The sequence below is a fragment of the Bradyrhizobium sp. USDA 223 genome (assembly GCF_044909005.1).
GTDB lineage: Bacteria > Pseudomonadota > Alphaproteobacteria > Rhizobiales > Xanthobacteraceae > Bradyrhizobium > Bradyrhizobium yuanmingense.
On sequence record NZ_JBIYDR010000001.1, the window covers coordinates 7461535 to 7476153 of the forward strand.

Sequence of the window (14619 nt, forward strand, 5' to 3'; positions counted from 1 at the left end):
ACGCCATGCGCTTCCTGTTCAAGACCGACTACGAGGACGACATCAAGCTGTTCCCGCATTCGGGCTACGTCGTCACCTACGGCGTTCTGCTCGCGCTGCTGCTGATCGCGCCCCACGTGCTCTCCAGCTATCTGATGAGCCAGCTCGTCTTCGTCTGCATCTATGCGATCGTCGGCGTGGCGCTGCTGATTCTGACCGGCTTCACCGGCCAGGCCTCGCTTGGGCACGCGGCGTTCCTCGCGATCGGCGCCTACACGGCGGCGTACTTGCAGAAATACAACGTGCCGTTCCCCGTCTACTTCCTCGCCGCCGGGCTGTTGACCGGCATCATCGGCGCGATGGTCGGCTTTCCGGCGCTGCGCCTCACCGGCATCTATCTTGTCATCGCCACCATCTCGTTTGCCCTGATCGTGGAGGAGATCCTGGCGCGGTGGGAAAGCGTTACCCACGGTAACGAGGGCATGCGGGTCAAGACGCTCTCGCTGCTCGGCGTCGCCGTGCCGCGAGACAGCCCGACCTTCTATTACCTCTGCCTCGCCGTGCTGGTGCTGACCATCGTCGGCACGCTCAATCTGCTGCGTTCGCCGACGGGCCGCGCGTTCGTCGCAATCCGCGATTCCGAGACGGCGGCGCGCAGCATGGGCGTCAATGTCGCGCTCTACAAGGTGAAGTCGTTCGCGATCTCGGCCGCGATCACCGGCTTTGCCGGCGTCCTCTTCGCGCACAAGCTCTCCTTCATCTCGCCGGAGATGTTCACGCTTCAGCTCTCGATCGAGTTCATCATCGTCATCCTGATCGGCGGCACCTTCAGCCTGCACGGCGCCGTGCTCGGCGCGATCTTCATCGTGATGATCGACCCGTTCCTCACCTATCTCAAGGACGACATGCCCGGCATCATCGCCGGCATTGCCGCGACATTCGGCGCCGGCACGGCGACTGCGGGCAATATCGAGGCGAAGGTCGCGGCCTTCGCCTCGCTCAACGGCCTGAAGGGCGCGATCTACGGCATCATCATCGTGCTATTCGTGCTGTTCGAGCCGCTCGGGCTCTACGGCCGCTGGCTCAAGATCAAGCTCTTCTTCCAGCTGTTCCCGCTCTACAAGCGCGCCACCTTCAAGCGGCAGAAGATCTACGTGAAGTCGGAGCGCAATCGATGAGCTATTTCCGCGCCGAGAACCTGTCGCTGCATTTCGGCGGCCTCAAGGCGGTCGATGCGGTCTCGTTCGCGGTGGAGAAGGGCGAGATCCTCTCGATCATCGGGCCGAACGGAGCCGGCAAGAGCTCGATCTTCAACCTGATCTCGCGGATCTACCGGCCGACCTCGGGCCGCATCTTCTTCGAGGACCAGGACATCACCGAGCAGCCGCCCTACGACATCGCCAAGCTCGGCATCGCCCGTACCTTCCAGAACATCGAGCTGTTCGAGAACGCGACCGTGCTGTCGAACCTTCTGGTCGGCCGCCACCGCCATTCGACCACGCAGCTGTGGCAGGAGCTCTTGTTCCTGCCGAGCGTGCGAGCCAACGAAAAGGTTCACCGCCGCCGGGTCGAGCAGGTCATCGAATTCCTCGACCTCGAACCCTATCGCGACAAGCTGATCTCGGGCCTGCCTTACGGCGTGCGCAAGGTGATCGAGCTGGCGCGCGCGCTATGCTCGGAGCCGAAGCTGATCCTGCTGGACGAGCCGTCCTCGGGTCTCAACGTGGAGGAGACCGGCGACATGTCGTTCTGGATTCGGGACATGAGGACCGAGCTCGGTATCACCGTGCTGATGGTCGAGCACGACATGTCGCTGGTCAACCGGGTCTCCGATCGCGTCATCGCACTGAACTACGGAAGGGTGCTGGCGATGGGCTCGCCCGCTGAAGTGCAGCAGCACCCCGACGTCGTCGCCGCGTATCTGGGAGCCTGACCGATGGATGCCGCTGCGCCCCAGGATATCATCCTCAAGCTCTCCAACATCGAGAGCTATTACGGGCCGATCATGGCGATCCGCGGCATCTCGCTGGAGGTGCCGCGCGGGCGCATCGTCACGCTGCTCGGGGCCAACGGGGCCGGCAAGACCACCGTGCTGAAGACCATCTCCGGCATCCTCGATCCGCAGAAGGGCTCGATCGAGTTCATGGGCAAGCCGATCCAGCGCATGGAGGCCGACCGCATCGTGCGCCTCGGCCTCAGCCACGTGCCCGAGGGGCGCGAGGTGTTCCCGTTTCTCACGGTGCGCGAGAACCTGATGATGGGTGCTTATCCACGCAAGGATCGGGACGGCGTCGCGGAGGATATGGAGCGCGTCTACGGCTATTTCCCGCGCCTGAAGGAGCGCACCAACCAGCCGGCGGGCCAGCTCTCCGGCGGCGAGCAGCAGATGCTCGCGATCGGGCGCGCGCTGATGAACCGGCCGACGCTGCTCTTGCTCGACGAGCCCTCGCTCGGCCTGTCGCCGCTGCTGGTAAAGGAGATATTCACCATCATCCGCCGGGTGAACGAGGAGCAGGGCATGTCGATCCTGCTGGTCGAGCAGAACGCCAAGGTGGCGCTGGAAACCGCCCATTACGGCTATGTGCTGGAGATCGGCCGTATCGTGATGAACGATACCTGCGACCGCTTGATGCATTCCCAGGACATCCAGGAATTCTACCTTGGCGCCAAGGAAGCCGGCGCGCGCGGCGAGCGGCGCTGGAAAAAGAAGAAGACGTGGCGGTGAGGACGAGCTGGCAGTAAGATGAGCTTGCCCAACGTTGAGCAAAGACCGGCCGGCAAGGCAGGCAGCGGAGGGAAGGCGACAAGGAGGAGAGGTGCATGGCCCGACCGGCGGTGCTGACGGTCGCTGATACGATCGCGAAGAGCTTCTTGCGCGCCGCCGAGACGCGGGGCGACAGGCCGGCGATCCGCGAGAAGAAGTTCGGCATCTGGCAGCCGACGAGCTGGCGAGAATGGCTGGAGATCTCCAAAGAGATCGCCTACGCGCTCCGCGCCGTCGGCTTCATGCCCGGCGAGGTCGCCTCCATCATCGCCAATGCCGTGCCCGAATGGGTCTACGCCGACATGGGCATATTGTGCGCCGGCGGCGTCTCCAGCGGAATCTATCCGACAGATTCTTCGTCCCAGGTCGAATATCTCGTCAACGACTCCGCCACGAAGGTGATCTTCGCCGAGGACGAGGAGCAGCTCGACAAGATTCTCACCTGCCGCGCGCGGTGCCCCAGCTTGCAGAAGATCATCGTGTTCGACATGGAGGGCCTCAGCGGTTTCTCCGACGACATGGTGATGTCGCTCGACGAGTTTCGCGCGCTCGGCCGCAACCACATGGTCAGCCGCGAAGCGCTGTGGCAGGAGATGATCGACAGCCGCAGCGCCGGCGATCTCGCGATCCTCGTCTATACGTCCGGCACCACCGGTCCGCCCAAGGGCGCGATGCACGCCAACCGCAGCGTCACCCACCAGATGCGGCACGCCAACGACTTCATACCCGCGCGAGAGGACGAGGACCGGCTGGTCTTCCTGCCGCTCTGCCACGTCGCGGAGCGCATCGGCGGCTATTACATCTCGGTCGCGCTCGGCTCGGTGATGAATTTTGCCGAGAGCACGGAAACCGTGCCTGACAATCTGCGCGAGGTGCAGCCGACCGCCTTTCTGGCGGTGCCGCGCGTCTGGGAAAAATTCTATTCCGCCATCACCATCGCGTTGAAGGATGCAACGCCGCTGCAGCAATGGGTCTATCGCCGCGCCATCGGCATCGGCTACCGCATGGTCGATTGCCGGCTCGAGGGCAGGGCGGTGCCGCTGTCGCTGCGCATCGCCAACCGCATCGCCTACCTGATCGCGTTCCGCAACATCCGCCGCATGATCGGGCTCGACCGCTGCCGCATCGCGTTCACCGGCGCAGCCCCGATCGCACCGGAGTTGATCCGCTGGTATCTGGCGCTCGGCATCGACATGCACGAGGTCTACGGTCAGACCGAGAATTGCGGGGTCGCAACCATGATGCCCGCGGACAAGATCAAGCTCGGATCGGTCGGCACCGCGGTGCCCTGGGGCGAGGTCGCGCTGTCGCCCGCCGGCGAGATCCTGATCAAGGGCGACTTCCTGTTCATGGGCTATCTGAACCAGCCGGAGAAGACCGCAGAGACGATCGATTCCCGCGGCTGGCTGCACACCGGTGACGTCGGCACCATCGACAATGAGGGCTTCGTCCGCATCACCGACCGTATGAAGGACATCATCATCACCTCGGGCGGCAAGAACATCACGCCGTCCGAGATCGAGAATCAGCTCAAGTTCTCGCCCTACATCTCCGACGCGGTCGTGATCGGCGACAAGCGGCCCTATCTCACCTGCCTCGTGATGATTGACCAGGAGAATGTCGAGAAGTTCGCCCAGGATCACGACATCCCCTTCACCAATTATGCCAGCCTGTGCCGGGCGAAGGAGATCCAGGACCTGATCGGGCGCGAGATCGAGCAGGTCAACGGCAATTTTGCCCGCGTCGAGACCATCAAGAGGTTCTACCTGATCGAGCGCCAGCTCACGCCCGAGGACGAGGAGCTGACGCCGACCATGAAGCTGAAGCGCGGCTTCGTGAACAAGCGCTACGCCGCCGAGATCGAGGCGATGTATCGCGAGCGTGCGGTGGCGTGACGAGTCGGTCCATTTCGAGAAAGCGAAGGAGCTGTGGCCCCGCCCTTCGTGCAATACGGGCCTTTAGGAGAGGAGACGTCAATGTCGAAATCGTTCAGCGCATTCGGCCTTGCTGTGGGTGCCGTGGTGCTCACCTGTCTGCCGGCCGCAGCGCAGACCAAGGTCACCAACGAGGGCATCTCGGCAACCGAGATCGTCATCGGCACTCACCAGGATCTATCGGGTCCGATCAAGGGATGGGGTGTCCCGGTCGCAAACGGCATGAAGATGGCGGCCGAGGAGATCAATGCGGCCGGCGGAATTCACGGCCGCAAGATCCGGCTGGTCGTCGAGGACAGCGGCTACGATCCGAAGAAGGCCGTGCTGGCGTCGCAAAAGCTGATCGAGCGCGACAAGATCTTCGCGATGGTGGGGCCGATGGGATCACCGACGGTGCTCGCCGCGCAAGACATCCTGTTCGATGCCGGTGTCCTGCAGCTGTTCCCGCTGACGGCGGCCGAATTCACCTTCAAGTTCGACCCGGCCAAGCCGCAGGAGCGCCTGAAGTTCAACAATTTGCTGCCTTATGTCGAGAGCACGCGGGCTGCGGTGAAATACATGATCGAGTGGAAGGGCTTCAAGAAGCCCTGCATCATGCATCAGGACGACGAGTACGGTAAGAACGTGCTCGATGGCTTCAATCAGCAGCTCACCGCCATGAAGGCGCAGCCGGCCTCGATCACGAGCTACAAGCGCGGCGCCTCCGATTTCAGCGCGCAGATCGCCAAGATGAAGTCAGATGGCTGCGACCTCGTCGTGCTCGGCACCGTGCTGCGCGAGACCATCGGGGCGATGACCGAAGCCAAGAAGCTCGGCTGGGACGTCACCTTCCTCGGGGCCACCCCCACGAACGTGATGGAGGTTCCTGCGCTGGGCAAGGACGCCGTCGAGGGTCTCTATGCCGCCAGCGGCTTCGAGATACCTTATGAGGACACCGCCAAGGGCAAGGTGAAGGATTGGCTCGTCAACTACAAGAAGATGTTCAACGCCGACGCCAACACGCAAGCCATCATCGGCTACAATGCCATGATGACGTTTGCGTTCTACGCCAACAAGGCCGGCAAGGATCTCACCGGGCAGAAGATGCTCGATGCGCTCGAGTCGGGCGAGAAATTCCTCGACATCTTCAACTCGCCGCCCACCAAGTTCTCCAAAACCGACCACCTCGCCAACACCATCACCCAGGTGCAGCAGGTCAAGGGCGGCCGCTGGGTGCTGGTGAAGGACAATCTGATGTTCTGATGCGTGTTCGCCTCTCCCGCTTGCGGGAGAGGCCGACGCGCTCGCAGAGCGCGGCGGGTGAGGGCTCTCGCCGCGCAGGGACAGCCTCCGCATTTCTCGACCATCCCGCCGCTGAGACACCCTCTCCCCAACCCTCCCCCGCGAGCGGGGGAGGGAGCGCAGTCCCGACGCCGAAGCATTATTCACACCATATGCGATAGCCCTGCCCTCAGAGGAGAGTCCCTACGATCCCCCGCCCGCGGTGCCCGCGTTCACCGGGGCGAGCTCGTCTTCCCGGCAGCGCCAGCCGTCGGCGGCTTTGACGAAGGCGAAGGTTCGCTGGACCCGCAGCCGGCGCGAGACGTTGAAGACGTCTGCTGAGCGCGTCTTGTTGCCGGCTCCCTGCTGCGGCCGACCCGTCGTGGCGTCCCAGCAGGTGCCGGTGCAGATGGAGGCGATCCTGCTGCACACGGTGAAGGGAGCGAGCACGGCCATCTCGATTTCGCCCGTGACCAGTGCCTCCTGTTCGGTCACCTGGCTGTCGAGCGCATAGACGCGGTTGATGCGCAGGAAGTTGCCGCAGGAATTGGCCGCATGAATCCGCGCGGCGCAGAAATCGACGGCGTCGGCGTCGGGAATGCGGGCCGCGACCTGCCGGCCGAACACTTTTTTGGGATCGCCCTTCGCGGCGCGGATTTCGTCTGTCTTGCGCTTCAAATGTTCGGCGAGACAGTCCTCCGCGGATTCCAGCTCCTGCAGCGGCACGTTCTCCTTGCCGACCAGATTGCATTTGCGGTCGCGCTCGCGCGTCCACCGTCCATATTCGGCGAAGGCAAAGCGTGCCGCAGTCGGGTCCAATTTGCCGATCAGGCCGAGCACCTGGCCGTTGAGCTCGGTTTCGGCAAGCGTCAGCGAGGGGTCTGCGCAGATCACCGCGCCCGCAGCAGTGTTGGCCGCAAGGCAGTCGAAATCCGGATCGCTAACGATCGCGGCCCGCTCCTCGGTGACCTTGAGCAGGCACGCCTTGACCGCCTCGAAGTGGTCGGGGCGGATCGCGGTCTGGCCGACGATGCCGCAGCTGAGGTTGCGTTGGCGGACCCAGATCGCATTCTCCTCGATAGCGGGCAGGCGATCCGGCAGGCGGGCGAGCCGCGCCTCGATCGCGATGCTCAGCTTCTCGGCGGCGGCGGCAAGCGCGGCATCACCGCAGAACAATTGGTTGCCGGGGTCGCGAATCAGCTGGCAGTCATTCCTGGCAAACAGCGGCAGCCTGTCGGCAATCGCGCGGTCGGATTGCGCGGACGCGGGCACAGCCGGCAATGCCAGCAGCGCAAGCACAGACAGCACGATGAATCGCATTCCAAGTCGCCCCCGCACGGAAGGCGCCATGCTAGCGCCTGGTCTTGCGCGGTGAAATGGGTTTGTGGGGACGAGCAGTGGAAGGTCTGTAGCCCGGTTGGAGCGCAAGCTTAATCCGGGGCCGGTGCGAGTGGTAAGAGGCCCGGATTTCGCTGCGCTCCATCCGGGCTACGAGCAATCAACGCGCCACCGCGGCCGCCATCGAGACCTGCACCGGCTCGTCGACATATTTCAGCACGGCCGACTGGTGGAGCACGAACAGTGGCTGATAGCTCCGCGTCGCGTCGTCCCTGACCATCGCCATGCGGCGATTGTCAAGCATCAGCCATTGGCCGTCGAGCTTTGCCGCGGCAATTGCGTGCGCCTCGCCGGCCCTGACGTCGCGCACCACGACGATGCGGAGGTCTTCAGAGGCAATTCCCGCCAGCCGCAGCGCGGCCAGCTTGGCGATGGCATAGTCCTCGCAATCGCCGGTCCCGCGCGCGAAGGTCGAAAGCGGCGAGCTCCAGACGTCGTCGGTGCCATCATTGGCGGCATGGATGGCGAGATTGATGGCGCGGTTGACCTCGCCGAGCCGCGCGCGACCGTCGCGGGCGCGGGCGTGGTCGACGATGGCGAGCAGCTCGAGAGCCGCCGGTGAAGCGCAATTGTCCCGGTCGCCGTCGCACAGCGCGAGCTGCACCATGTCGTCGTCGAGCTTGTCCTTCAGCGCGGACCATCGCTGTTGCAGGCCACCGGACGAGATGGCGAAGGCGAACACGCCGAACGGTTCGGCGGATTTGCGCACGAGGACGCCGGCGCCCGGCGACAGCAGCGTGCCGGCGCGAAGCTCGGCGGCCGATCCGAGCAGAATCAAGCCGCACATGACAAGGATTGCGCGCCAGGCGCGCGAGCGAGCAGCGGTCTCCATCTGACATCCCCTTCCCAGGCTTCACGAGATCCCCCTCGATCTCGACGTGCCGGGCTTTGTTGCTTTCGTGGAGATAGTGCGAGACGGGCCATTTTGTTCTGCTTAACGCGGTCGGCTGGGGTTCCAAAACCGGGTGACAGGCTGAACCGGACCCGCTCGAATTGCGTAAAATTTTATGATTCGGGCCTAGGAGGGACCTGGATGCCGCGAAATGGAACCAATTGCGGGCAGAAGTTGCGATGGCCGCCGATTCTGGCGCCTATGGCTAACGGCCCGCTATTTCACGGGTTCTGTTAGTTAGGTCACAGAATTAACGTCGTATTTGCTGCAGGATGTTGCAGGGCGTCACGAACAAAAGATAACGCAAGTATCCATTCTACGCATTTTACTTGAGAGGACTTGGGGTGAGGGGGAATGCGCGCATCTAAGCTTATTTCGACTTGGAAGCTCCGGAAAAATGACTTCCGCTCCTCTGGGAGGGGCGCCGCGCCGCGCAGGCTCTTACGGTCAAGTGACGCGAAATCACACAAGCAATAGATGGTTTCGCTAAGGACTTGGTAATGCTAAGCAAGCTTAAGCGGTCGATACTTACTTAGATTTTAACCCTTTTTACGGTGCCCGGTTGAATTACGCTGGCAAATTTGACGCCGCGACGTCTTTGGACGGCCAGGGTTCCAGTTCGCCCGCCTTTGCCGATTCCTTTACCGCCAAGCCCTTCATTGCCAAGGCGCACGGCCATGTGCCTGACGGGGCGTTCGTTGTTCCCGACCCCAATCTGATCTTCAACGGCGAGTTCAAGCGTGCCGGGCTCGACCTCGTGCTGTCCCACGACGGCCACGAATTCGTCGTTCACGATTATTTCAGGGGCGACAAGCGCGCCGCGCTCGCTTCGCCCGACGGCGCCCACCTCAGCGGCGACGTCGTCAACGCCCTCACCGGCCATGTCCAGGTTGCCCAGGCCGCCCCCGGTGCCGGTGCGGGCCAGGTCATCGGTCACGTCACTAAGCTCGTGGGCAGCGCGACCGCGATCCGCAACGGCGTCTCGGTCATCCTGAATAACGGCGACAACGTCGAGAAGGGCGACGTGGTCTCGACCGGCTCCGACTCGACGCTCGGCATCACCTTCATCGACGGCACCGTGTTCGGCCTGTCCTCCAACGCGCGGATGGTGCTGAACGAGATGGTCTACGACCCCAACGGGTCGAACAATTCCTCGCTGCTCAGCCTCGTCGCGGGCACCATCACCTTCGTCGCTGGCGAAACCGCCAAGCGCGGCGACATGAAGGTCGACACGCCGGTCGCCACCATGGGCATCCGCGGCACGGCGGTGCTGACCCAGATCAACTTCGTCGTTCCCGCCGGCGGCGGCGATCCGCAGCCGCAGGCGAGTTTCCAGGTGCTGGTCGAGCCGAACGGCACGACCGGCTCCTACATCCTGTTCGACAAGGTCACGCTGCTGCCGATCGCGACGGTCAACCAGGCCGGCCAGATGATCCAGATCAGCGGCGGCAACGTCTCGATCACCAATGCACTGATGTCGCCGGAGGTGCAGAAGCTGATCACGGACGTGTTCACGCTGAAGTTCACCGACAACAACACCAACACCAAGCTGACCACGAACTACACCGATACGATCACGCCGTTCGGCTATGAGGTGTTGCTCAAATCGTCGTCCGGCCCCACCGCCACCGCGACATTCGTCAATCTCAATCCGCAGACGCAGGAAAGCTCCAACACGCCGACGCCGACGCCCGGCCGCATTCCCAATCAGCCGATCGCGCAAAGCTTCGACCTCGCCGGCAACGTGAAGACGGCGTTCGCGCTGACCGAACGGGCGGACACCACCGGCGATACGCGCGCCGACACGATTTCCGGATTGATCAGATTCCTCGATCAAAACCTCGGCGACCTGCCGACGGTGAGCGTGAGCCTCGCCGAGGCGCCGAACTACGTCTACAAGAATGCCGGCCAGCAGGACGTTACCGGTTCGCTCACCGCGCTGCAGAAGCAGGACATCGCGGCGACGCAGATCCAGATCAGTGTCGTCGCCGACCCCGCCAACAACAACAACGGCTCGGCGGTCTGGACCTATACGATCCCCGACCACGTCTTCGATTTCCTCGCGGCTGGCGAAACCCTGACGCTGACCTACATGGTCCGCGTCGACACCAATTTCGCGGTGAACCCCGAGTCCAAGTTCATCCCGATCACCATCACGATAACGGGAACGAACGACAAGCCGACCGTCGCGACATCGGGCGGCACTGTCATTGAGCAGGTCGGGACCGGCAACGAGGCGCTCGACGTCATTACCGGCACGGTCACCTTCACCGACGTCGATCTGACGGACCGGCCGATCGTCAGCGCCGAACTCTCGTCCACGCAGCCGTTCAAATATCTCGACGCGGAAGGCAACGACATCACCGCGACGTTGACGCCGGCGCAGCTCGCGGCGATCTCTGCTGTCAAGGTGCCCCTGACCGTTGTTCAGGGAGCCGGCAACGGCAACAACGGCACGGCAACTTGGACCTACAGCGTTCCCGACCATCTTTTTGACTTTCTTGCCGAGGACGAGAAGCTTATCCTCAACTACGTGGTGCAGGTCGATGACGGTCACGGCGGTGTCGTCAGCACGCCGCTCACGGTGTCCATCAACGGCGCGGACGTCAATGTCGAGGGCACCAACGACCTGCCGACGATCGTCGAGGACTCGACGACGCCCACCGGAGCGGTGACAGAGGATACGGCGGCAACCCTGACGGCGAACGGCACCATCGCCTTCAACGACCCCGATCTCACGGATACGCACACTGCCAGTTACGTCCTGAAGTCGACGACGTCGAACGCGCATCTGCCCGGCTTCGGCAACGGCACCTCGCATATCGGCACGTTTGCGCTGGGAACGGTGATTCAAAGCCCGGGCGCAAGCTCCCGCGGATCAGTCGGCTGGACCTTCACGATCGACGACAACGATCCGGTGCTGCAGTCGCTGGCCGAGGGCCAGACCATCACCCAAGTCTACACCGTGACCGTCGACGACCATCACGGTGGCACCGTCACCCGGGACGTCACGGTCACCATCACCGGCACCAATGACACGCCGACCATCACGAGTGATGCAGACGCTGCAAAGGGCAGCGTCACCGAGGATGCCTGCGCGACGCTGTCGATCGAGGGCACGCTTGCGATTCAGGATCTCGATCTGATCGACACCCACACCGCGCAGGCCGCATTCAAGTCGGCGACGTCGAACGCGCATCTGCCCGGTTTTGACGGCAGCGCGCCGCTCGGCACGTTCACGATCGATACCGACGTCTCGGAGTTCAGCACCGACACCATTAATGTTGCGACGCTGGGCTGGCACTTCAGCCTCGACAACAACAACGCGGTGCTTCAGTCGCTGGCCAAGGGCCAGACCATCACCCAGGTCTACACTGTCACCTTCACCGACGACCACGGCGCGCAGGTTTCGCAGGACGTGACCGTCACGATCAACGGCGCCAATGACGCGCCGACGATCACCAGCAGCGCCGCGGATGCCGCCGGAGCCGTCACCGAGGATTGCGCGACGCTTTCGATCGAGGACACGCTGGCGATCCAGGATGTCGACCTGATCGACACCCACACCGCGGAAGCCGTGTTCAAGTCGGCGACGTCGAACGCGCATCTCCCGGGCTTCGATGGTAATACGCCGCTCGGCACCTTCACGATCGATTGCGAGGTCGCGGAGTTCAACACCGATACCGACAACAGCGCGACGCTGGGCTGGCACTTCAGCCTCGACAACGACAATGCGGTGCTGCAATCGCTGGCGCATGGCCAGACCATCACCCAAGTCTACACCGTCACCTTTACTGACGATCACGGTGCACAGGTCTCCCAGGACGTCACTGTCACGATCAACGGCGCCAACGACGCGCCGACGATCACGAGCGATCCCGAGGCGGCAACGGGTGCGGTTACCGAGGATGACTGCGCCTCGCTGACGACCAGCGGTACGCTGGCGATCCAGGACGTTGACCTGATCGACACCCATACGGCGCAGGTGCAGTTCAAGTCATCGTCCGTCAGTTCAACTCTGCCGGGATTCGAGGACGACAGCACGAATATCGGCACCTTCTCCATCGGCGCGGTGTCCGAATCCAACGCCGACACCAGCAACGGCGCGACGCTCGACTGGCACTTCACGCTCGACAACAGCGATCCCGTGCTGCAGTCGCTGGCGGAAGGGCAGACCATAACTCAGGTCTACACCGTCACCTTCAAGGACAATCACAACGCGACGGTCACGCAAGACGTCACCGTCACCATCACCGGCACCAACGATGCGCCGACCGTCTCCTATGTGACGTCGGACTACATGAACTTCGACGGTGCGACCATCGCGGTCGGCGACGTACCGACGGTCGCCACCGACGACGTGACGCTGGACGGCTGGGTGAACTGGAACGGAGACGCTGCCTCCGCCAGCCAGGTCTTGTTCTACAATGGCAATACCTCGACCACCGGTTTCGGCCTCATGGGCACCGTCATCAGCGGCAAGCTGGAGATCGCGATTCTCGAGGGCGGCGTCGAGATCCAGGATACCGGCTTCGCGCTTACTGCGGGGCAATGGCATAACCTCGCCTTGACGCGCGACGACGGCATCTTCACGCTTTATGTCGATGGCAACGTCGTCTATTCCCACAGTGGCGGCGTCAACGCGATCGCTGGCGCTCAGGAACCGTCCTACATGATGATCGGAGCGGCGAGCGGCAGGTACGCTCCGGGCTTCGGCACGCAAGGCTTCACCGGCTCGATCGCCGATGTCAGCGTCTGGACCACCGCACTCACGCAGGCGCAAATTCAGTCGTACGACTTCACCGCGCTCACCGGCAACGAGGCCAATCTGGCCGCCTATTATACGCTTGGCGACGGCAGCGGGAGCACGGCCTCCAATACGGTCAACCCCACCAAGAGCCTCGCCATTGAAGGTGATGCGGATTGGGCCAGCGGGACCTCCGGGCCGGGCGGCGCATTTGCCGATCTGATGGAGACCAATGGCGGCCAGCTTTCGCATGGCGTGCTGGCGGTCTCCGACGTCGACGCGACCGATCACGTCACGGTATCGGTCGATGCAGTGCAGGTTAAGCTCGACAACGTGTTGCAAACGGGCAGCGTCGGCGGGCTGTCGCATGCCGATCTCCTGAACTATCTGACCGTGCCGTCCGGCGACATTCTCAACGGCACGGCGACCCACGCCCAGTTTACCTGGCAGTTCAACTCGGCCGGCCAGGCCTTCGACTTCCTCGCCGCTGGTCAGACGCTATCGCTGCAATACACCATCGTTCCGTCGGATGCTCAGGGCTTTGGAACTAGCGCGGTCGTGACCATCAACGTCACCGGCACGAACGACGCACCGACGCTGTCCGATCTCCACATCGGCCCGCTCACGGACACCGCTGACGACGACACCTTCTCCAATCTCACCGGGCAACTGGCCGGGACGGACGCCGACAGCGGTGAGACGGCGACGCTGACCTATGCCGTCCTCAATTCAGATCACCAGGCGGCCACGACGGTCGCGGGACTCTACGGCTCGCTGACGGTCAATTCCAACGGCAGCTACAGCTACGTTCCAAATGATGCTGCGATCAATGCTTTGGCGGACGGCTCGTATGTCGATACGTTCACGCTCCAGACCACGGACATCCATGGTGCGACCAACACGGCAACGCTCAAGGTGAACGTGACCGGTGCGGACGACGGTGCAGGCCCGGTCATCAACACCGAGAGCTTCCAGGTCGAGCACATCATCGAGAACAGCAACGAGATCATCACCGATCTCATGATTACCGACACCGATCCCGGCGCCGCGACGGACACTTTCACGGTCACGCTGTCGACCGCAAATCCGGACGTCAGCCTCGCCAGTGTTTATCCGACGACCGGTACGCTCGAGCAGATCAACACCGCCCTCGCGCAAGGCGCGGGCATCGTCTACGAGCCGACCGGCGCTGATCCCGAGGCGGAGCTGCCCGCCACCGATCAGATCACGCTGACCATTGCCGACTCCGCCGGCCGCTCCGACACTGTGAACTTCATCTTCGTCGAAGGGGCCGAGAGCCAGGGCATGACCCTGCAAGGCACCGCCGGCAAGGACGTCATTTTCGCGACCGAGTCGAGTGATACGCTGATCGGCGGCAGTGCCAAGGATCAGTTCGTATTCGCACCGGCCTCGTCGCAGGATTCGGTTCAGCACACCGTGAATGATTTCGAGTACGGCCTCGACAAGATCGACCTACGGCAGTTCAGCGGCATCGGCTCCTTGAACGACCTTGCCCCGACCGCCGCGCAGGATGGCGGCACGTTGCTTACGCTGGATAGCCACGAGACGATCCTGCTCAAGGGTGTCGCCGTCGCGAATCTCCAGTCCAGCGATTTCATTTTCGGCACTCACGTCGGCTAGTGGA

8 protein-coding genes are annotated in these 14619 nt (G+C 63.1%); 6 read left to right on the top strand and 2 right to left on the bottom strand.

The features are described from left to right. Positions 1-5 precede the first annotated feature (5 nt). From ABIA40_RS34760 to ABIA40_RS34780, 5 genes are all read left to right on the top strand, one after another. On the top strand, positions 6-1157 hold the full coding sequence (locus ABIA40_RS34760) for a branched-chain amino acid ABC transporter permease (protein ID WP_157283002.1): 1152 nt from the start codon (positions 6-8) through the stop codon (positions 1155-1157). Beyond that, a complete protein-coding gene (locus ABIA40_RS34765; protein WP_035997604.1) occupies positions 1154-1912 on the top strand; it encodes an ABC transporter ATP-binding protein in 759 nt (252 codons plus the stop codon). The genes ABIA40_RS34760 and ABIA40_RS34765 overlap by 4 nt, the downstream gene beginning before the upstream one ends. Positions 1913-1915: 3 nt before the next feature. Continuing rightward, a complete protein-coding gene (locus ABIA40_RS34770) occupies positions 1916-2704 on the top strand; it encodes an ABC transporter ATP-binding protein (protein WP_404545745.1) in 789 nt (262 codons plus the stop codon). 95 nt (positions 2705-2799) lie between these two features. Beyond that, positions 2800-4638, top strand: coding sequence for an AMP-dependent synthetase/ligase (locus tag ABIA40_RS34775; RefSeq protein WP_404545747.1), 1839 nt, complete (start codon positions 2800-2802; stop codon positions 4636-4638). An 81-nt stretch (positions 4639-4719) separates the two neighbouring features. After that, positions 4720-5919 (top strand): ABC transporter substrate-binding protein, encoded by a 1200-nt coding sequence (locus tag ABIA40_RS34780; protein WP_035997612.1) that lies wholly within the window; start codon positions 4720-4722, stop codon positions 5917-5919. 222 nt (positions 5920-6141) lie between these two features. Here ABIA40_RS34780 and ABIA40_RS34785 read toward each other — a convergent pair whose 3' ends face one another. Next, complete coding sequence (locus tag ABIA40_RS34785) at positions 6142-7257, bottom strand: lysozyme inhibitor LprI family protein (protein WP_271545796.1); 1116 nt, start codon at positions 7255-7257, stop codon at positions 6142-6144. A 178-nt stretch (positions 7258-7435) separates the two neighbouring features. Continuing rightward, a complete protein-coding gene (locus ABIA40_RS34790; RefSeq protein WP_404545749.1) occupies positions 7436-8167 on the bottom strand; it encodes a transglutaminase-like cysteine peptidase in 732 nt (243 codons plus the stop codon). 658 nt (positions 8168-8825) lie between these two features. Here ABIA40_RS34790 and ABIA40_RS34795 point away from each other — a divergent pair. Beyond that, positions 8826-14615, top strand: coding sequence for a VCBS domain-containing protein (locus ABIA40_RS34795; protein WP_271545792.1), 5790 nt, complete (start codon positions 8826-8828; stop codon positions 14613-14615). The last annotated feature ends 4 nt before the right edge of the window (positions 14616-14619 follow it).